The 19762-nt window shown below is 72.0% G+C and carries 17 protein-coding genes and 1 pseudogene; all 18 read right to left on the bottom strand.

The window, feature by feature from the left end; genetic code table 11:
- Positions 1–454 (bottom strand): alpha/beta hydrolase (locus tag ACTWQE_RS21555; protein WP_443330646.1); only part of this gene is annotated, 454 nt, incomplete at its 3' end.
- Positions 455–732: 278 nt separating this feature from the next.
- Entirely contained in the window at positions 733–1926 is a 1194-nt protein-coding gene (kynU, locus tag ACTWQE_RS21550; protein WP_443330649.1) for a kynureninase, read from the bottom strand.
- Positions 1927–2038: 112 nt separating this feature from the next.
- Positions 2039–3001, bottom strand: a complete 963-nt coding sequence (locus ACTWQE_RS21545) for a tryptophan 2,3-dioxygenase family protein (protein WP_443330645.1) — start codon at positions 2999–3001, stop codon at positions 2039–2041.
- 235 nt (positions 3002–3236) lie between these two features.
- Positions 3237–3650: a DUF3151 domain-containing protein gene (locus tag ACTWQE_RS21540; protein WP_443330644.1), complete on the bottom strand. Its 414-nt coding sequence runs from the start codon at positions 3648–3650 to the stop codon at positions 3237–3239.
- A gap of 38 nt (positions 3651–3688) precedes the next feature.
- Positions 3689–5323 (bottom strand): MFS transporter, encoded by a 1635-nt coding sequence (locus ACTWQE_RS21535; RefSeq protein ID WP_443330643.1) that lies wholly within the window; start codon positions 5321–5323, stop codon positions 3689–3691.
- A 494-nt stretch (positions 5324–5817) separates the two neighbouring features.
- Positions 5818–6858, bottom strand: coding sequence for a class II fructose-bisphosphate aldolase (gene fbaA / locus ACTWQE_RS21530; RefSeq protein WP_443330648.1), 1041 nt, complete (start codon positions 6856–6858; stop codon positions 5818–5820).
- Positions 6859–7049: 191 nt separating this feature from the next.
- The gene (gene pyrE / locus ACTWQE_RS21525) at positions 7050–7622 is read right to left on the bottom strand and encodes an orotate phosphoribosyltransferase (protein WP_443330642.1); all 573 of its coding nucleotides are present in this window, start codon (positions 7620–7622) and stop codon (positions 7050–7052) included.
- 341 nt (positions 7623–7963) lie between these two features.
- Positions 7964–8740 (bottom strand): annotated as a pseudogene (locus tag ACTWQE_RS21520) (aldose epimerase family protein); the annotation flags it as partial.
- Between the two features lie 467 nt (positions 8741–9207).
- Positions 9208–10167, bottom strand: coding sequence for an SRPBCC domain-containing protein (locus tag ACTWQE_RS21515; RefSeq protein WP_443330641.1), 960 nt, complete (start codon positions 10165–10167; stop codon positions 9208–9210).
- 459 nt (positions 10168–10626) lie between these two features.
- Positions 10627–12477, bottom strand: coding sequence for a spermidine synthase (locus ACTWQE_RS21510; RefSeq protein ID WP_443330640.1), 1851 nt, complete (start codon positions 12475–12477; stop codon positions 10627–10629).
- A 57-nt stretch (positions 12478–12534) separates the two neighbouring features.
- Complete coding sequence (locus ACTWQE_RS21505; protein WP_443330639.1) at positions 12535–13080, bottom strand: DUF2617 family protein; 546 nt, start codon at positions 13078–13080, stop codon at positions 12535–12537.
- Positions 13081–13439: 359 nt separating this feature from the next.
- Positions 13440–13703 carry a hypothetical protein gene (locus ACTWQE_RS21500; protein WP_443330638.1) on the bottom strand — a complete coding sequence of 88 codons (264 nt, stop codon included), beginning with the start codon at positions 13701–13703 and terminating at the stop codon, positions 13440–13442.
- A gap of 173 nt (positions 13704–13876) precedes the next feature.
- Entirely contained in the window at positions 13877–15139 is a 1263-nt protein-coding gene (locus ACTWQE_RS21495) for a tyrosine-type recombinase/integrase (RefSeq protein ID WP_443330637.1), read from the bottom strand.
- 82 nt (positions 15140–15221) lie between these two features.
- The gene (locus tag ACTWQE_RS21490; RefSeq protein ID WP_443330636.1) at positions 15222–15461 is read right to left on the bottom strand and encodes a helix-turn-helix transcriptional regulator; all 240 of its coding nucleotides are present in this window, start codon (positions 15459–15461) and stop codon (positions 15222–15224) included.
- A 511-nt stretch (positions 15462–15972) separates the two neighbouring features.
- Positions 15973–17451, bottom strand: coding sequence for an ATP-binding protein (locus tag ACTWQE_RS21485; RefSeq protein ID WP_443330647.1), 1479 nt, complete (start codon positions 17449–17451; stop codon positions 15973–15975).
- A 2-nt stretch (positions 17452–17453) separates the two neighbouring features.
- Positions 17454–18302, bottom strand: coding sequence for a bifunctional DNA primase/polymerase (locus tag ACTWQE_RS21480; RefSeq protein ID WP_443330635.1), 849 nt, complete (start codon positions 18300–18302; stop codon positions 17454–17456).
- Positions 18299–19039: a DNA methylase gene (locus ACTWQE_RS21475; RefSeq protein ID WP_443330634.1), complete on the bottom strand. Its 741-nt coding sequence runs from the start codon at positions 19037–19039 to the stop codon at positions 18299–18301. Before ACTWQE_RS21475 ends, ACTWQE_RS21480 begins: the two co-directional genes overlap by 4 nt.
- Before the next feature lie 91 nt (positions 19040–19130).
- Positions 19131–19589, bottom strand: a complete 459-nt coding sequence (locus ACTWQE_RS21470; RefSeq protein ID WP_443330633.1) for a hypothetical protein — start codon at positions 19587–19589, stop codon at positions 19131–19133.
- Between the last annotated feature and the right edge of the window lie 173 nt (positions 19590–19762).

Raw genomic sequence — 19762 nt, 5'->3', positions numbered from 1 at the left:
GCCCGGCACCGTCCGCGCCACCGGCACCCTCGGCGCGAACAGCACCATCCATACGCCCGGCAGCCCCGGCAGTCCCCGCAGCCGTCAACTCCTCGACGAGCGCCGGGAGGTGGTCGACAGCCAGCGCGACATCGTCGAACGTCTCAGGCCACCGGCCCGCCCTCGGCCCGCCCCCGGTACCGGCCCCGCCGCCGGACGGGGGGCCGTCCGCCGCGTCGTCCGGGCCGCGGCGGTACTCGACCGAGGCGACGGCGAGACCGCACCCGGCGAGGTACGCCGCGAACGGCGAGATGTGGCGACGGTCGTACGGCGACCGCCAGGCACCGCCGTGCAGCAGGACGACCAGCGGTACGGGACCCCGTCCGCCACGAGGAGCGTAGAAGTCGACGACCTGGTCCCGCAGCGCGCCGTACACGAGGGTCGCGTACGGCGCCACAGGTGCCCGCCCCAGCACGGCCGCCGCCTCGGTAGCCGCGGCGGCCTCCGCCTCCGCTGGAGCCGCCCCTGTTCCTTCGGGTTCGGCAGCGGCCCCCTGCGCGGTACCAGAATCCCCTCCCCGGCGCCGCCGGCGGCGCCCAGGCCACGTGCCCGGCCCGGCGGCCGGTCCCACGGGGGCGGCCCCGGCCGCGTCCGCACAGTGCCTCAGCGCCTCGGACGGAGCCACGGCCGGGTCCGGGCAGTGATCAGGGGCGGCCGCGGCAGGCGGGCCGTCCGGCTGCGGCACAGCCACCGTCAGAGCCTACCGTCCGCGGTGGTGAGGACCTGCCCCAGGACCCGCGCGGCGCGTTCCACGTCCGCGAAGGAGGTGTAGAGCGGGGTGAAGCCGAAGCGCAGGACGTCCGGGCGGCGGTAGTCGCCGACGACCCCGCGGGCCGTCAGTTCCCGCATCACCTCGCCCGCCCCACGGCAGCGCAAAGCGACCTGGCTGCCGCGCTCCGCGTGCGCGGCCGGGGTGACCGACTCGACCGCGCCGGGCGGCACATGGTGCTCCACGCACTCCAGGAAGAAATCCGTCAGCGCGAGGCTCTTCTCCCGTACCGCCTCGATCGACACGCCCTCCCAGACCTCCAGCGCCGCTTCCAGTGCCAGCATGGACAGAATGTCCGGCGTGCCGACCCTGCCGCGTACGGCGCCGTCCGCCGGAGCGTACGAGGCCGCCATGGAGAACGGGTCGGCGTGCGAGTTCCAGCCGGGCAGCGGAGAGTCGAAGAGCGGCTGGAGCTCCCGGCGGACGTACAGATAGGCGGGGGCACCCGGGCCGCCGTTCAGATACTTGTACGTGCAGCCGACCGCGAAGTCGGCCGCGTGCGCGTCGAGGCCCACCGGCAGCGCGCCCGCGCTGTGGCACAGGTCCCAGACCACCAGCGCCCCGGCCGCGTGCGCCGCCGCCGTCGTGCCGGGGAGGTCGTGGAGCCGCCCACTGCGGTAGTCGACATGGTTCACCAGCGCCACGGCGGTGCGCGGCCCGATCTCGGCGGCCATGGCGCCGGGGGCGACGGCCCGGATACGGGTGCCGGTCATCCTGGCCGCGGACTCGGCGATATAACCGTCGGTGGGAAAGGTCGAGGCGTCGACCAGCACCTCCTCGCGCGGCACCGTCCCCGGCGCCCGGGACCGGGCGATCCGTACCGCCGCGACGACCGCCTTGAAGACATTGACGCTGGTGGAGTCCCCGACGACCACCTGACCGGGCCCGGCCCCGATGAGCGTCGCGATCCGGTCGCCGATCCGCTCCGGCGCCGTCCACCAGCCGCTCTCCTCCCACGAACGGATGCGTAGCGCGCCCCACTCCCGCTCGATGACCTCGGCCATCCGGCCGGGAACGCCGCGCGGCAGCGCGCCGAGGGAGTTGCCGTCGAGATAGGTCACCCCGTCGTCGACGGCGAAGCGCTCACGGATGGCGGCCAGCGGATCCACGACGTCCATCCGGGCGGCCCGTGCGGCGGGGTCGCCGGGCAGTCCGGAGTCCGGGGCGGAGCCGCCGCCATGTCCCGCCGAGGCGGCGGAACCCTGTCCGGCATCGGTGCCGGTGCGCGCCTCAGACATGGCTGCGGGCCGTCCACAGCTCGGGAAAGACGTTCTTCGCCGCGCGCTTCTCCAGCCAGGCCACCCCCGCGGAGCCGCCCGTACCCGTCTTGGCGCCCATCGCCCGCCGGGTGGCGACGAGATGGTCGTTGCGCCAGCGCCACACCAGCTCGGCGACCTCGGTCAGCGCCTCCCCGAGGCGGGCGAGTTCACCGTCCTGCGGGCCGGAGTAGATCGCCTGCCAGGCCTGTTCGACCGCCGGGTGGGGCTCGTAGCGCTGAGCCGGGTCACGGTCGAGGACTGACTCGGGAACGGCGTGCCCACGGCGGGCGAGCAGCCGCACCACCTCGTCGTAGAGGCTCGGCTCGGCGAGCGCCTTCTCCAGCTCGTCGTGTACGCGCGGCGCACCGCGGTGCGGGACGAGCATCGACGCGGACTTCTCGCCGAGCAGGAACTCCAGCCGTCGGTACATCGCGGACTGGAAGCCGGAACCCTCGCCGAGCGCGCCGCGGTAGGAGTTGAACTGGGCGGGGGTGAGGTGAGCGAGCGGCTTCCAGGAGGCGTTGAGCGATTCGAGCTCGTAGGCGGAGCGCCGGAGAGCGGCCATGGCGACGGGCAGGTCGTCCTGGCGCAGCGCCTCGGCGGCGGTCCGCCACTCGTGCACGATCACGGTGAACCACAGCTCCATGACCTGGGTGGTGACCAGGAAGACCATCTCGCCGGGGTCGTCGGAGAGCGGGTGCTGGAGGTGGGTGAGGACATCCGCCTGGACGTAGTCCTCGTACGGCGTCGTGCCGTTGAAGTCCAGGTTCGGGGTCTCCGGACCGGCCTCCGACGCACCGGCCTCCGACGCACCGGGCTGCGGCTCAACGGCTTCCGGCTGACCGGGCTGGGATTCACCGACTCCCGGCTGAGCGGATTCCGGCCTGCCGGCTTGCGACGCACCGGCTTCGGGTCCATGGGGCGACTGCGACATCACTGTCTCCTCGGTACTACGTGCTACCGGGTAGCGGTCCGCCCCTTCCTCTCGGCATCGGAGCCCCGGTCCCCTCTCGGGCCCGGCTTCCGCGAACGGCGGAACCGGGCCCTCAGCGCATCATCGGTCTCGTGCGCGCGTACAGCAAGGAACCTGCCTGCGCCGAAGCGGCAGGCAGGCCCGGGAGGCCGACAGCACAGGCGGTCGTACGGCCTCGGTGGTGATCAGGTGGTGATCAGGTGAGGATGTCGGCGGCGGTCGGGGAGGAGTCCCGCAGGAAGGTCGAGCAGCGCTCGTACTCCTCCTGCTCGCCGATGGACTGCGCGGCGCGCGCCAGGGCATGCAGCGCGCGCAGGAAGCCGCGGTTCGGCTCGTGCTCGAACGGCACCGGGCCGTGGCCCTTCCAGCCGGCGCGGCGCAGCGCGTCGAGCCCCCGGTGGTAGCCCGTGCGGGCGTACGCGTAGGACTCGACGGTCCGGCCGCCCTCGAAGGCGTCGTCGGCGAGCTGCGCCCAGGCGAGGGAGGAGGCCGGGTACTTCGCGGCGACCTCGGCGGGAGCCGCGCCGGAAGCGAGCAGCTCGCGGGGCTCGGGGTCGTCGGGCAGATGCGTCGGGGGAGGTCCCCCGAGAAGGTTCTCGTGAATGGACATGGGTTCCAGTCTGCCTGGCCCCGGCCCGGATGGGGTGATCAGGACGGGTCGGAAGCGGGAGTGCCGGGGTCGAGCGGCGGTGCGTTCACCGCGCAGTACGTACGGCATTCCGCACGGCAGGGCCGCCTCGGGGCGGCCTCCTCACCTTCGGCCGGCGGCGCCGGGGCCGGCGCCTCGGACCGTACGGCCAGGAAGGCGATCAGCGCGCCGAGTCCGAGGATGCCCGCGCACAACGGCATCGCCCGCCGGAAGGTCTCCGCGAACTCCCCCGCGTCCCGGTAGGCCTCCGGCCCCATCCCGGCGAGCAGCGGGAGCGCGGCCACCGACAGGAGCCCGGCCGCACGCGCCACCGCGTTGTTGACACCGCTGGCCAGGCCCGCGCGCCCCACCTCGACCGACGCGAGCACGGTCGCGGTGAGCGGCGCGACCAGCAGCACCATGCCGGCACCCATGACGAGCAGTGGGGGCAGCACATCCGTCCAGTACGAGGACCCGGCCCCCACCCGCGTCATCAGCAGCATGGCGGTTCCGCAGAGCAGCGGCCCCACGGTGAGCGGGATTCGCGGCCCGATGCGCTGCCCCAGCTCTCCGGAGCGCGCGGACAGCGACAGCATCATCAGCGTGGTGGGCAGCAGGGCGGTCCCGGCGGCGAGAGCGGAGTAGCCGAGGACCACCTGCAACTGGAGGACGGTCAGGAAGAAGAAGCCTGCGAAGGCCGCGTACACGCACAGGGTCACGGCGTTGACGGCGGTGAACTGGCGGGAGGCGAAGATCTTCGGCGGCAGCATCGGATCGTCGCGCCGACGCTCCAGTCGGACGAAGGCCGCCCCCAGCAGGACGCCGCCGACTCCGGTGATCACCACGGTCGGGGAGGCGCCCTGCTCGGGGGCGGCGATCAGGGCGTAGGTGACCCCGCCGAGGGACAGCGCACCGAGGGCTGCCCCGGCGACGTCGAACCGGCCGTGCGCACGCGGGTCGCCGGTCTCCGGCACGTGCCGCAGCGCCACCGGTATGCACACCGCGGCCAGCGGCACGTTCAGCAGAAACACCCAGCGCCAGCCGGGCCCGTCGACCAGCCAGCCGCCGAGGAACGGCCCCACCGCCGCCGCGACGCCGCCGAGGCCGGACCAGGCGCCGACGGCCCGCGCCCGATCGTCCGGGTGGAAGCTGCCCTGGATGATCGCCAGCGAGCCGGGCGTGAGGAGCGCCCCGCCGATGCCCTGGACGGCCCGTGCGGCGATCAGCACCCCGGCGTTCGGCGCCAGTCCGCAGGCCAGCGAGGCCAGGGCGAACCACACGACGCCGACGACGAAGACCCGCCGCCGGCCGAACCGGTCCCCGAGCGCCCCGCCCAGCAGGATCAGCGAGGCGAGAGTGAGCAGGTAGGCGTTGACGGTCCACTGCAGCACGGCCAGATCGGCGTTGAGATCGGCTCCGATGCGCGGCAGGGCGACATTGACGACGGTCCCGTCGAGGAGGGCCATGCCGGACCCGAGCACGGTCGTGAGCACGATCCACCGGCCCGAGGCCTCCGACAACCGGATCGTGCCGGCCCTCGCGCCGGGCCGTGGCGGAGAAGGTCCGGAGCCGCCCACCGGCTCTGCCCTGGCGGGGCGCCCCGCCGCCGGACCCGTGCCGGACTCGCCCCCGGCCCCGGGCGAGGAATCACCCATACCCGGGATCATCCTCGGGTCACCGGCCCGAGGCCAGCCCGGCGGCCGTACGAGCCGTCGGAGACCGCAGCAGCGGAGCCGGTCCGCGACGCGGCACACGACAGCAGAGGCCGGGCACGGGGGACGAAGCAGCCCGACGTTCCGTACGGCCCCAGGTCCCGGTCAACGGCCCGTCCGCAGGCAGCCACACCGTGCTGCTGACCCGACTCGCAGACGGCCCCGTGTCACGGACGGCCCCGATCGCGGACGGCCCCGATCGCGGACGGCCCCGATCGCGGACGGCCCGTTCGCGGACGGCCCGTTCGCGGGCGGCGCCCGCCGTCGACGAGAGAGCGGCGCGGAGCGCAGGGGCGCCCAGCGGAGTTACCAGGGCACCACCGGCCGCCTCCGCACATGGGAACGCCGGAACGGCGGCCCGGGAGAGGCGTGCCTCTCCGGAAGCGCGGCGGGCCCGGCACCTCCGGTGAGGTGCCGGGCCCGTTGAGCCACCGGGGCTACTTCAGCTTGGTGCCCGTGGAGCGCAGGTCCGCGCAGGCCTTCGTGACACGCTGCGCCATGCCCGCCTCGGCGGACTTGCCCCAGCTGCGCGGGTCGTAGGTCTTCTTGTTGCCGACCTCGCCGTCGACCTTCAGCACACCGTCGTAGTTACGGAACATGTGGTCCGCGACCGGGCGGGTGAAGGCGTACTGGGTGTCCGTGTCGAGGTTCATCTTCACGACGCCGTTCTCCAGCGCGGTGCGGATCTCCTCCTCCGTGGAGCCGGAGCCGCCGTGGAAGACGAAGTCGAACGGGTTGTCCTTGCCGTACTTGGCGGCAATGCCGTCCTGGAGGTCGCGGAGCAGGTCGGGGCGGAGCACGACATTGCCCGGCTTGTAGACGCCGTGGACGTTGCCGAACGAGGCGGCCAGCAGGTAGCGGCCCTTCTCGCCCAGGCCGAGGGCCTCGGCGGTGCGCTCGACGTCGGAGACGGTGGTGTAGAGCTCGTCGTTGATCTCGTGCGTGACGCCGTCCTCCTCGCCACCGGTCGGGGTGATCTCGACCTCGAGGATGATCTTCGCCTTGGCGGCCTCGGCGAGCAGCTCCTGCGCGATGGCGAGGTTCTCGTCGAGCTTCTCGGCGGAGCCGTCCCACATATGGGACTGGAACAGCGGGTTCTGGCCCGCGGCGACACGCTCCTGCGAGATGGCGAGCAGGGGCCGGACGTAGCCGTCGAGCTTGTCCTTCGGGCAGTGGTCGGTGTGCAGCGCGATGTTCACCGGGTACTTCTTGGCGACGACATGCGCGAACTCGGCCAGCGCGACGGCACCGGAGACCATGTCCTTGCTGTACTGGCCGCCCAGGAACTCCGCGCCACCCGTGGAGACCTGGATGATGCCGTCGCTCTCCGCCTCGGCGAAGCCGCGGAGAGCCGCGTGCAGCGTCTGCGACGAGGTCACGTTGATGGCCGGGTAGGCGAACTTGCCTGCCTTCGCCCGGTCGAGCATCTCGTTGTAGACCTCGGGGGTTGCGATGGGCATCTGTCCGCTCCTTGTGATCTGCGGGTGTGCAGCCGGGGTTCCGGGGGCTGCTCTCCGGGAATTTCAGTGGCCCTGACCTAGGGGGCGACGTCATCGTCGCCCCCATCTTCCCAGACGAGGACGATTGGTCCACCCGGCCTATAGCCCATACGGCGGCAAAGGGTGGAGGGTTTCACGTGAAACCCTCCACCCTTTGTTGAAACAGCAGGTCAGAGACCCAGGTCATCGAGTCCATACGCCTGAATGTACGGAAGCCCAGCTTCCGCAACCGCAGGCGCGGCGCCGCGCTCGACGATCACCGCAACGGCCACGACCTCGGCGCCCGCCTCGCGTGCCGCCTCGACGGCGGTGAGCGGAGAACCACCGGTGGTGGAGGTGTCCTCGACCACGAGCACCCGGCGGCCCGTGATGTCCGGCCCCTCGATCCGGCGCTGCATTCCGTGCGCCTTCTGCGCCTTCCGCACGACGAAGGCGTCCAGCTTGCGGCCCCGGGCGGCGGCGGCGTGCAGCATCGAGGTCGCGACGGGGTCGGCTCCCAGGGTGAGCCCGCCCACGGCGTCGTAGTCGAGGTCGGCCGTGGCGTCCAGCATGACCTGGCCCACGAGCGGGGCGGCCTCCGCGTCGAGCGTGATCCGGCGCAGGTCGATGTAGTAGTCGGCCTCCAGCCCGGAGGAGAGGGTCACCTTGCCGTGGACGACGGCCTTGTCCTTGATCTGCTGCAGCAGGGCATCACGAACATCGGGGGTCACGGGGGTCGTCCCCCGAGAGATGGCTGCACTCATACGGATGAGCCTAACCGGGCCGGCCGCGGGTGCGAGCCACGGCGGTGTCCGCGTCCGGAGGCAGGCCACCGGTCAGCCGGGTCGACAACGCCGCGGACCCCGGGCTGAAGCTCCGCGCCCGTGCGGCCGACGCTCTCCGGGCCCATGAGGACCTCCGCCACGGCCCGTACGGCCGACGCGGCGGATCCCTGCGGCCGACGTCGCGGGTCCGTACGGTCGACGCCACGCACCCCTGCGGCCGACCCCCCGGCCCTGCGCCCGACGCCAGGGCCCCGTACGGCCCGACGCCACGGACTCGTACCGACGGACGCCGCCGGTCCGTACGGTCGGCGCTCCGGGCCGAGCCGACGCCATGTCCAGGTGGTGGCGATCTCCAGGGGCTGGACCGGGGTGACCAGGCAGGGATGCGTATTGAGACCGTTCGGCGGCCCGGACTGCGGCTCGACGCACACCGCCTCGGCCTGCTGGTCGTAGACGACGACCCACTCCGCGCGACTGGTGACCCTCAGCTCCAGCTGACCGGGCCAGGTGAGAGTGACGTCCACGCCGTCGGGCATTCCGAAGCAGTCGTCCCACGGACCGGGCTCCGGCACGATATGCCGACCGGTCGGCAGATGGTTCTCGCCCCGCTCCTCCTGCCAGCCGGGCGTGAAGCCGATCTCCACGTCCGCACCGCCGGTGCCCAGATTCCGTACGAACCAGGGGTGCCAGCCCGCCTGGGCGGGGAAGGAGTCACCGATCGTCTCGACCCCCATGGTGAGGGTCAGGGAGTCCTCGGTGAGGTCGACCAGCTGGGTGACCCGGCCGGGGTACGGCCAGGGCTCGGCGAGGTCGTGGGTGAAGACGGCGGACGCCTTCTCGGTACGGGCCGTGCTCCACGCGGCGTCCCGGCCGGTGCCGTGGATCGCGTGCGGCGGGGCGTTGAGCGGCAGTTGATGCCGTACGCCACCGTTGAGGAAGCGGCCGTTCTCGATACGGCCGCAGAACGGCACCATCGGAAACGCCCCGTACTCCGCGCCCTGTCTCAGCAGCTCCGTACCGCCGATCCGCAGTGAGCCGAGACGGCAGCCGAGTGCGGGCAGCACGGTCAACTCGGCGTCTCCGGCGCCGAGTCGCACCGCGCCGCGGGTTGCCGCTTCCGGGGAGCCGGTGTCATGGGTGCTCACCCCTCGAACCCTAACCGTGCCGCCGCCCCGGCGCCCGGGCGCCGGCCTTGCGCGCGGTCGCGCAGACAGGCGCGGGGCCTCGTGCCGTGACCGGGAAGGTTCACCGGCTCGCGACGCCCGGCACGGCACTCCCCCAGCTACCGCTGGGTGAGGTCCCCCCCGGCCGAAGGCTGGGGGACCCCCACGCTGCGTTGCCGGAGTCGCCCGAGTACTCCCCTGGCCTTCGGCATGGGGGACCCCAGTACGAGGGCGATCTCCCCCGGACCCCGTCCGGGGGCACCCCCACCGCCGTGCGATGCACCGCACCGGACGCCGCGAGCTTCCCGGCGAGCCCTCCCGGTCACAGCACTGGCCAGGGCCCTCCCGCCGGACGGAGTCCGGGGGAGTCGCGGGGTCCGGGCACCATCGCCCGGACAGGGCTATCGGCGGCGGCGCAGAATGCGGCCGACGACCACGGCCGAGGCCACGACCACCGCCGCGGCGGGAGCCGCCCAGCGGAGCGTGACCGTGGTGGAGGCGGGCTGGGGCGCGGGCACGGGGGCGTACCGGCCGCGCGGCGGCGCGTGGTCGACCTCCTCGGCACTGCGGCCGATCATGGTGCGGCGGGCGTGCGCGGCCTCGGCGGGCGGCCCCGGCTCGAGGTCGTCGTCCAGCTCCGGCTCGACGTCATCTCCGGACTCGCTCTCGCCTTCGGCACCGGCGTCGTCATCGGTGTCGTCATCGGCATCGGCGTCGGCGAGCGGGTCGAGCGATGGTGGCGGAACCTCCGTCTCGAAGAGGGAGGCCGCTGCCGCCTCGGACTCGTCCCCCTCGGCACGCGCGGCCCGCTCCGCGCTCTCGGCGGCCTCCGTGGAGCGCGCGTGGGCGCCGTTGTCCGGAGAGGGGATGCCCGGAATGGCGCGCTGGTTGTCGTCGTCCTCATCCGAGCCGAGAGGAGCCGACTCCAGGCTTGCGGTCAGTTCCGAGGCGAAACGGTCCAGCAGACGCCGGCCGGCGGCAGCGGCCGCAGCGTCGTCGACCTCGGCGAGCCGCCCCTCACTGCGTACCGTCCCGCCACACGTCAGCACCGATCCGCCGTCGCCGGCGGACAGCCGTACGGTCAGCGCGAGCTTCACGGACCCGCTGCCGCGTGACTCCGCGCCGTCGGCCTCGACCGCGAGATCGCCGCCGTCCTGCGGTGTGATGCGAAGGGTGCCGCGATAGGTGATGGTCGAATTGCCGACGCGCAGGCGCAGCCTGCCCACGAGTGCGTCCGGGGCCTCCGGCGCCGCGTCGGTGTCCGGCTGGAACCCGGGAACGCAGCGGGCGACGCGCGTGGGGTCGGCAACAGCCCGCCGCACGGTGTCGGCGGAAAACGGAACGAACACCTCATGCTCCATGGAGACCGAGCCTACCCAGCCACCGGCTCACGGCACGCGTATCCGGCAACATCCCGCTCCTTCGATTGCGAGCCCGCCTCCCGTACGAGGACCCCGGGACGGGGCGGGCAGCAGGCCCGCGTCTCCCGTACGACGGGTGCCGGGACGGGTTCGTCTGCCGCACGAGGACGCCGGGACGCCCGCGTCTCCCGTACGACGGGTGCCGGGACGGGCCCGTCTGCCGCACGAGGACACCGGGACGGGCTCGGTCCCGCGTCTCCCGTGCGGGCCACCGGGACGGCTGTCGGCCCGCCGCCTCCCGTACCGTGCCGGGACGGGCCCGACTGTGCATGGAGCGCCCCGGCTCTCGGCCTCCTCTGACGGCGGCACCGGGAAAGGGCCCTCGGCCCGGCCCGCCCGGCACCGCCACGGTTCGGCGTTCGGCCCCCGCCCCGGCCCGCTCACGACCGGCGTACCAGCTCATTCCAGATAGCGCGGGTGCATCAGGGTCGACGCCGGTACGCCCCGCACCCGATCGCTCTGCGCCGACCATGCCGCCCGCCGCAGCGAGGACGGAGTCAGTGAGCTCAGCGGCGGCGCCCCGGCGGGCAGCTCCAGCCGGATCGGCCGGCGCTGCCGCGACGCCAGGACGAAACCCCAGTCCCGCGGACCGGCCGCCACGTCCGCGGACCGGTCCGGGCCCCCGGGGAAGCCCGAGACCCGTCCGCCCACCCGGTAGGGCGCTGTCCGCAGCCCCACCGAGCGCAGCGTCGCGTCGACGGTCCAGAACACCCTCGGCCGTACGGAAGGCGTGCCCGCGTGGACGGCGAGCCGTCCGTCCGGAGCCAGCACACGCCGCGCGAGACCGTAGAACTCCTGCGAGTACAGCTTGGTGCTGGGCGTGATCCCCGGGTCCGGCAGATCGGAGATCACCACGTCGTACGGGCGCGCGCCCTCCGCCCGTACCTCCGTCCGCAGCCATTCGAACGCGTCCTCCGGCACCACCCGCACCCGGCGGTCTCCGAAGGCATCGCCGTTCAGGGCGGAGAGCCCGGGGTCCGTACGGGCCAACCTCAGGACTCCCGGGTCGAGTTCGACGATGGTCACCGACCGCACATCCCCGTAGCGCAGCACTTCGCGGAGGGCGAGCCCGTCGCCTCCGCCCAGCACCAGCACCCGGCGGTGCGGTCCGGCCATCGCCGGGTGGACGAGCGCCTGGTGATAGCGGGCCTCGTCGCGGCTGCTGACCCGCAGCCGTCCGTCGAGGAAGAGGGACAGCGAACGGGGACGGCGCCTGGACGGGCCCGCGACCTCCCCGGAGCCCCCGACCTGCCCTGCGCCGCCCCTGATCTCCGCGGAGCCCCCGGCCGTCCCGGCCTCCCCGCTCTCCCCGGCCTCCCCGCTCTCCCCGGCGTCCCCGATCTCGTCAGCGTCCCCGGCCTCCCCGGCCTGCCGCGCGCCTCCGGCCTGCCCAGTACTCCTCGTGCCTCCCGCCTCCCCGGTGTCCCCGGTGAGGACGATCTCCTGCACCTCCGTCTGCACCGCGACCCGTACGTCCGCCCCGTACACCGCGCGCCGCGCCGCCTCCTCGAAGGGGCCGACGACGGCCGCCCCGGCGGCGAGCAGCGCCAGCACCAGCACATTGACCACGAGGAGCAGCCACCGCGCCCGTACGGTCAGATCGCGGCGGAAAAGCCACAGCACCGTCGCCCCGCCCGCGACGGCGTTCACCGCCCCCGTCAGCAGCGCCCCGCTCAACTGCCCCAGTGCCGGCAGCAGAAGAAAGGGGAACGCCAGCCCGCCGACGAGCGCGCCCACATAGTCCGCCGCGAAGAGATCGGCGACCGCACCCCCCGCGTCCTGCTGTCTGATGCGCTGAATCAGCGTCATCAGCAACGGCACCTCCGCGCCGATCAGCACGCCGATCGCCAGGGAGAAGGTGACGAGCACGGTGCGGGACTGCCCGAACCAGGCGAAGGCGGCGTACAGCGCCATCGCCGATGTGCCACCGACCAGGGCCAGCGCGGCCTCGACGAGCCCGAAGCCGACCGTGGGACGGCACCGCAGCCGCTTGGCCAGCAGCGAGCCGACGCCCATCGCGAAGACCATCACGGACAGCACGACCGACGCCTGGGTGACGGAGTCACCGATCAGATACGAGGCGAGGGCGACGAGTTCGAGTTCGTAGACCAGGCCGCAGGCGGCGCAGACGAAGACGGCGCCGAGAACGAAGTACCGGCCCAGGCCGGCAGGTACGGGCAGCAGCGCCGGGCCCTGCGGCTCTCGCGGCGGCGCCGCGCGCGAAACGCCGGACACGGAAGGGTCGATCACGCTGGAACGGTACGTCACACCTCACGACGGACAGGTCACCCACAAGAGTGCAATGGGTCACGGCGCTCCGGCTGGGCTGACGGCCTGCGGGGATACGGGCAGACGCGCACTGATCCGCGTACGGGTCGCCACGAGCCGCCCCTCCTGCGGATAGGCGTGCCACGTCCGCCACCGCAACTGCCCCTCGTGGCGCTGCGCCATCATCGCCGTGAAGGCGTTCGGGCTGCCGGGGAAGGTCCCCGCCAGGCCGTGCGGGTGTTCGGCGACCAGCGCCAGCAACTCCTGGGCGCGCCCGGCGAACGAGCCCCGGGAGAGCGTCTCGACACGGGCCGCGAACTCGTAGTCCCAGTTCCCGACGCGTTTGGCCACACCCAGCGGCAGAGGCTTGCTGCTGCCGGGCATACAGGCCACGGTCTCCGAGCACACCCCCTGCTCCTCCTCGACGAGCACTTGGTGGGAGGCGCCGAGCAGCCTCAACTGCACGGTGGCGTCGCCGAGTCGGAGGTCGAGCACCGCCAGGGCGGGCAGCGGCTCCCGGCCCAGGGCCCAGGCCAGGTCGGTTGCACGGGTATCGGTATAGGCCGTCTTGAGAGTGGTGAGCATGGGTCGGCTCCGCAAGCATGCTGCGAGTGGATTGGTGGGCCGGCCCGCCCCGAAGAAGGACCTGGGGAAGAAGTCGTCGCCGGCTCGTGCCCACGTGGGGTCGGTCCGAGGAATACGGAATCATGAAATGCGCGGGGCCCACAGTATTTTTACCCATCTTCTCCGGGTTTCCATCCCCCAGAGGGCCTTACAGCTCAACTGTTCAACTACAAAGCACCCGGCGGGCGTTGGGCCCGCCGGATGCATATGCGTTCAAGCATGGGACAGACGCACAAACCGCTGGTGGATGCGGTAGTTCCGCGGCTGTCGCAGTGGCGCTCGGTGACCGCGGCAGCGATGGTCCGGCTGCCGCCGACGGCTCAGCTGCCGCCACCACCGCCGCAGCCGCCACCGCCACCGCCGCCCCCGCCGCAGGACGACCCGCCACCGCAGGAGGAGCCACCGCCGCATGAGGAGCCGCCGCCACCGTGGTGGTGACCTCCGTCCCCCGCCCACCAGCTTCCCCCGCCGACGGAACCGCCCCCGCGGCGGTTACGGCCCCCCGAGCCGTTCGCCGACTTGGCGGCGCCGATGATGACGGCCAGCGCTATCAGCGCGATCACCGCGAAAATGATGATGCCCATCAGACCCTCACGCTCCTTTCGGTCCCCCGAAGCGAGGTCCCCCCGCTTCTTGCGTGGAGGGCTGATGCCCCCGGGTCCGCGGGGCCAAAGCAGAGTTGAGGAAGTTCAGAGCCTTCTCACGGGGCAACGACCCCTGACCTGCACAAAAGGGCAGTTCAGGGGCCGTCGGTGGGTCATTGGGCCGTCTGGGGGCCGTGATCTTCCTCGGAGAGGCGCTGAAACACCATGTCGATGGCGCGGCGGGCACGCTGGCGGCTGTCGGGCATCAGGTGGGCGTACACCCGCAGCGTCAGCCCCGGGTCGGCATGCCCCATGTACTCGCTGACGGCCTTGATGTTCTCACCCGCGTCCAGCAACGCGGATGCGTAGAAGTGCCGTAGGGCGTGCATGCCGTGCTCGCGCGCCGAGTCGTACTTGCCGTCATCCTCCGCGTCTGGGATGAGTCCAGCGACCGCGAGAGCGGGCTTCCACTCCTTTCCGTTGAAGTTGCTACGCCAGACCATGCCCCCTTGCTCCGCCGTGAAGATCAGCCGGGCGGACACCTTCGGTCCCTCGGGCACGTCCCACGGCAATGTGATCTCCACAGGCTTGAAGGCGTCCATATGCGCCCGTAGGGCTTCCGCCACGGAGCCGGGCAACGGCACGTCCCGCTTCTTGCCTCCCTTGGGGAGGGCGAACACCGGGTGCCCTTCCACGTGCTTGATCTGCCGGACCACGTGAAGCGTGCGCCCGTCGGCGTCAATGGCGTCCTCAGCGAGCCCGAACACCTCGCCCTGACGCAGGCCGCATCCGGCTCCGACGTTGACCATCGCTTGGTACCGGTCCAGAAGGGCCGCGCGAACGGCGAACACCTGGTCGGGCACCCACGGGATGACGGGATGCGCATCGGGCTTGGGCCGCCGCACGGTCCGCGCACTGCACGGGTTGCGCGACAACAAGGTGTCGTCGACCGCGGCGGACAGGACCGCTTGAACGTCCGCGAAGATGTTCCGGGCGTAGGAGGCGCTGACACCGGGCTTTGCTTCCAGGGCCGCGACAAGCTCCCTGATGTGCTCCGGCCGGAATGTCCCGATCGGCCGGGAGCCGAGCACCGGGTAGACGTGCAACCGCAGGCGCCGGCCGAGTTCCTTCCGCGTCATCGGGCTCGAAGTCCTGGTGTCCAACCACTTGTCGGCGTACTGCCGGAACGTGATCTGCATGGACTTCGGGTCCGTGTACTGACCGCGCGTCATGTCCGTCTCGATGGCACTGAGCCACTTCTCAGCAAGCCGCTTCTGACGGTCGGGGAAGCTCTTGGACTTCTCGGTGCCGTCCGGGCCGACGTACCGGGCGCGGTAGCGCAGGCCGCTGCCGTGGCGGTCGCTCTTGACGCGGACAGTCTTGCCGTCGGCGTTGGTCTCGGTCTTGAACCAGCGGTCTTGGATGTGGCCTGCCATCTGGGGCGGGGTCCCTTCTGGGCATGGGAGGGGGAGGGCCACGGTGTGGCCCTCCCCGGGGAGTCGGGTGGTGCGGCAGGTCTCAGACGGCGTCGTCTAGGGCGGTGCGTTCGGCCTCCCACGCCTGTACCGCGGCGGGGTTGAAGCGGAGGTAGCGTCCGACGCGGAAGCCGGCCGGGCCGATGCGCTTACGTCGCCACTGGTAGACGGTCTCGACGCTCGGGAGGCTGAACATAGTGACCAGGTCCTCGGGGGTGAGGTAGCGGTCCGGGAGCCCGCCGCGCAGGAGGGCGCGCGGGTCGGGCGGCTCTTCGGTGGCCATGGCTGGTGACTCCTCATGTCCGTGGCGGAGTTGGGTGAGGGGTCCTGCGGTGGGTTCTGGTGCCGTGGGTGGAGTGCAGGCGAGGGCGAGCGTGCGTGTGTCCGAGGTGCGGATTTCTGCGTCACCTGCGTCATGTGCGTCACTTATGGCGCTGACCTGCGGCTTTTGGGTGACGCAGGGGCCCCGAGGGTGCGTCACGGGTGACGCAGACCTTCGTCACGGGGTGACGCAGGTGACGCGGGGTGACGCAGCGGCGGGCCATCTGCGTCACCCCGCTTTCGGCAGGTCGCGGGCCGTTTGAGGTGCGTGGGTGACGCAGGTGACGCAGCGTCTCTCTACTTCGGACAAAGAGGGGGTGGTGTCTGTTGTGGTGCGCGGCTCAGGGCGTGAAGAACGAGCCGCTGCGCCGGCGCGACCCTGACAGGGCGGCGCCGCCGCCGAACAGCAAGAGGAGCACGCGGCCCCGGGTGCTCCTCTTGCTTGTGCGGGCGGTCGCCGGGGGCGTAGCCGGTCAGAACGCCGCTTCCTGCTCGTGCGGGAGTGGTGCGGCGGACGGGCGGGCCATTTCGATGTAGCGGGCCGTGTTGTTGCGTCCCCAGTCGATGAGGACGCCCCGGGCGGCGAGGGTGGGCTGAAGGCGCTTGAGACGGTCTGAGAGCACCTTGCCGATGGTCGGCCACCCTTTAGGCAGGGGACGGAAGTCCTCGCCGCTGTAGAGGCTGGTGAGGCAGTGCAGCCACTCGGCCGACGTCATCCGCTGCTCGGTGCCCGGGTCGATGCCGGCGGCATGCTTGAGCACGGTCTGTGCCAACAGGTCGCCCTCGATGACGTCGTCATTGAGGTCGTCCAGGCTGGCCCGGTAGGCGGCGAGCGCTCCCAGACCGGTGGCCGCGTCGAGCTGCGCGCACAGGTGCGCGAAGTCGGCCATGCGCAGGTCGGTGGGGATGTCCGCCTGCGCGGCGCGCACCTGCACGGTGAGATCCAGCAGCGAGCCGAGGATGACGGGCAGGACCTCTGCGAAGTCCGACCACAGTTCCGCCTCGGTGCGCCGGACGCGGGGGCGTTCCAGCCGCAGGGGCAACAGCCGTTCGGCGAGGTCGGGCCGGATGACGCCCACGTCGATGCCGGTCAGGAGCAGGGGACGGCGGTAGCCGACGCGGAAGACGTCCCCGTCGGTGAACAGGGCGCGTTTTACGTTCTCGGCCCCGGTGACGATGCAGCACATGGCGTCGGACAGGTCCGGGGTCATGTGGGAGAGGTTGTCCAGGGCGGTGACCCAGCCAGCCGCCACCGCCGCGATCAGGTTCTCCTCATCCTTCGGTGCCCGGCGCAGGTCCCCGGTCATGCCCTCGATGATCCGTACGAGCATCCGCCCACCGGTGGACTTCCCCGCCCCCTGAGGTCCGGTGAGGAACGGCGCGGGTACGGGCACGGACGGAGCAAGGCAGCCGATCAGCCAGGCGATGGCCAGGCACTCGGTCTCGGCATTGGCGAAGTTGCACAGCCGCATCAGCAGGTCGATGCCCTTGCCGTTGGTGTCCTTGGTCGGCAGGGGCAGTTCACCGGTGAGCTGGGTGCGTCGCCAGCACACCTCACGCGGGTCCGGGGTGAGGATCTCCCAGCCGGTGGGGTGGATACGCACGGACTGCCCGTCGTTGCGGCCCAGGTCCAGCCACGTCGCTCCGTCGAATCCGGGGGCGACGCGGATGTGCACGGGCTGCACGTCCTCGGTCAGTGCGAGGGCTTCGATCAGGTCCAGCGCCTCTTTCAGCGCGGTGCCGTTGAAGACGCCCACACCGTCGCGGAAGAGACCGACCATGAGTTCTTGGCGGTGGCTTCCCGTCGTTCCCTGCGAGCGGATCGGGCGGGCCACGGGGTGGCCGTTCCTCTGCGCATACACGGTGCCGTCGGCGGTGCGGAAGTACCGGAAGTGGCTCTGTGCGTAGTCGGTGATGACCTGGCGTGCGGGGTTCTTCTCGTCGTCGGACATGGTCACAGTCCCAACGTGGTACGGGCGTTGGTCCACGCGTCGGTGCAGTGCCGCGGGGACTCTCCCTTGGCCTGCGCAGCGTTGAACAGCCGCGTGATGTGGGTGTCGGTGAGGCAGCCGCACCGGCCATGCGTCGACAGCACCGCCAGGAACGTCCGGTACACGGCCGCATGAACCGCGCTGCGGGCTTCCGTGATGCGCTGCTCCGCCATGGCGATGCCACGTTCCAGGAACGCGGCCGTGCGGTGGGGGCACTGCCCGCCCCCGGACCGTGCGGGCACGGAGACCGAACGAGGCGCCGACCGGACGATGGGCGGTTCCTTCACGGCCAGCGCGCGCACGGCATCCGGCAGGGCGGTCAGGGTGCCGGTGCCGGTGCCCAGCCATCGGGCGTAGGACATGGTCGACTTGAGGTCGACGCCGGGACGCACCGCGTTGTGTGACGTCATGGCGCCCCGATAGAGCCAGTGCTCACCGCGCGTCGTCGGCACGGTCCGGGTGGCGGGCAGTGTTTCGCGAGCCCAGTCGACGGCCGCCGCGTCGTCCAGGTCGACCACGGTCAGCCCGGCGGCACCGGGGTGGTAGGCCACGGTGACGGCCCGCCGCCATGCGGCCGTCCATGCCGGGGAGGTGAGGACGGCCCAGTCGGTGGTTGCGGCGGCCCATGCGTGGCAGACGCCAGGGCACCGGCACGGACCCGCGCTCTTCATGTTCGGCCGGCCGCCGCAAGTGTTGCCCGCGCAGGAGCGGCAGTTGCCGAACGGCGCCTTCCCCGCGCGCAGGGGCAGCACCGGCACACCCGTAGCGGCCAGCTCCAGAGCGGTCCGCAAGGGCTCGGGCAACGCGCTCACGCGGCCACCTCCAGCGCGGGCGTGAGGGTGGCGAGGTAGGCGCGTGCGATCCACTCCGTGTAGGCGGGCGGGAGCGCCTCCCGCAGCCGCAAGTGATCGGTCGACCAGTCGATGCCCTTGGCGGTGCGGATCTCCTCGACGGTGGCCTTGCCCCCGCCAGAGCCGTACGCGGCGACGTAGGGGCCGTCGCGGTAGACGCCGTGCCGCCAGCCGCGCACATAGCCCCGGTGCTGCGGGTGGGCCGGCTGCGCGGTGGTCCAGCCGCCCAACTCGAAGTACCGGTGCATGAGCACGCCCAGGCTGAACATCTCGCCGCACAGGCGCAGGTCTTTGCGGACCTCGGAACCTGCCACGTTCTCCATCACGTACGGCCGCCCGGTCGACTCCAGCGCGGCCCGGGTCGGGGCGATGAGCCGGGGGTAGGTCCGGCCGATGGCCGCGTTACGCGCCCGGTTGGTGCCCTTGGTGGGAGCGCCCTCCCCTTGGCACGGCGGGGAGGCGTGAATGAAGTCGAATTCGTGGCCGTGCACGCGGATGAACTCGACCGCGTCGCCCTGGTGGAAGACGTCGCCGCAGTAGTCCGGCTGCGCCTGGATGTCGACACCGGTGACGTGCACGCCGGGGATCGCGCGCTTGATGCCCTTGGTGGCGCCGCCGATGCACGAGTAGGCGTCCAGCACCCGGAAGCGCGGGAGGAACGTGTCCGGCACTCGCCGGATGACGGTGGGTTGCGTCATGCTGGGAGACCTCCACAGGTCAAGTGGTTGGCAGGTGGACAAGAGCGGCCCCGCATTCGTTGGCGTGAGGTGGGGGCCGCTCTTGGCGTAGCTAGCCGTGGAAGTGGTTGCGTTTGATCACGGCTTTGCGGATGTTGACGGTGGTTCCGCCTCGGTGGCCGTTCGCGCTGAAGATCTGTACGGCGATCCAGCCGCCGAAGATCACGGCCGCGAGGGTGATCAGTTGCGTGATGAACGCAGTCAGGGCCGCGATGAACGACGTGAGCAACAGCAGCCCGCCGCACACCGCGAGGAACCCGACGCCCCCGAGGGCGACGTTCACCGCCGCGCGGGACACGGCCGGCTTAGCGGCGAGAGGTTCGGGCTGCGCGGGGCTGATCGCGTAGCCGGTGACGACCCGCCCGTCCGGGAGGACGACGCTCGCCACGGCCGGGACGGTGCCCGGCTGCACAGGTACGAGCGGGCCCGCCTGCGCGGGAGCGATGAGGGTGGGTTGGTGGACGGTCACGGCCCGTTCGGCGGGCAGGTAACCGGAGTGTTCGGGGTGCATGCGGAATCCCTTCCGGCAGTGGGTCAGGGAGGATCAGGCACCCCCTTGGGGATGCGCTGTGGAGGGGGTTGCAGGGGCCTGACCTGGTGTGCCTCCCTGCCTCCCTGAACGATCATTTGTGCAGGTCAGGGTGAGGGAGGCGGGTCAGGGAGGGGGTCAGGGAGTTCTCCCTG

Origin of the sequence: Streptomyces sp. 8N706 (assembly GCF_052245415.1) — a bacterium.
In the GTDB taxonomy this organism is placed as follows: Bacteria; Actinomycetota; Actinomycetes; order Streptomycetales; family Streptomycetaceae; genus Streptomyces.
The sequence above is the reverse complement of the archived record's forward strand: the minus strand, read 5'-3'. Positions and strand labels throughout refer to the sequence as shown.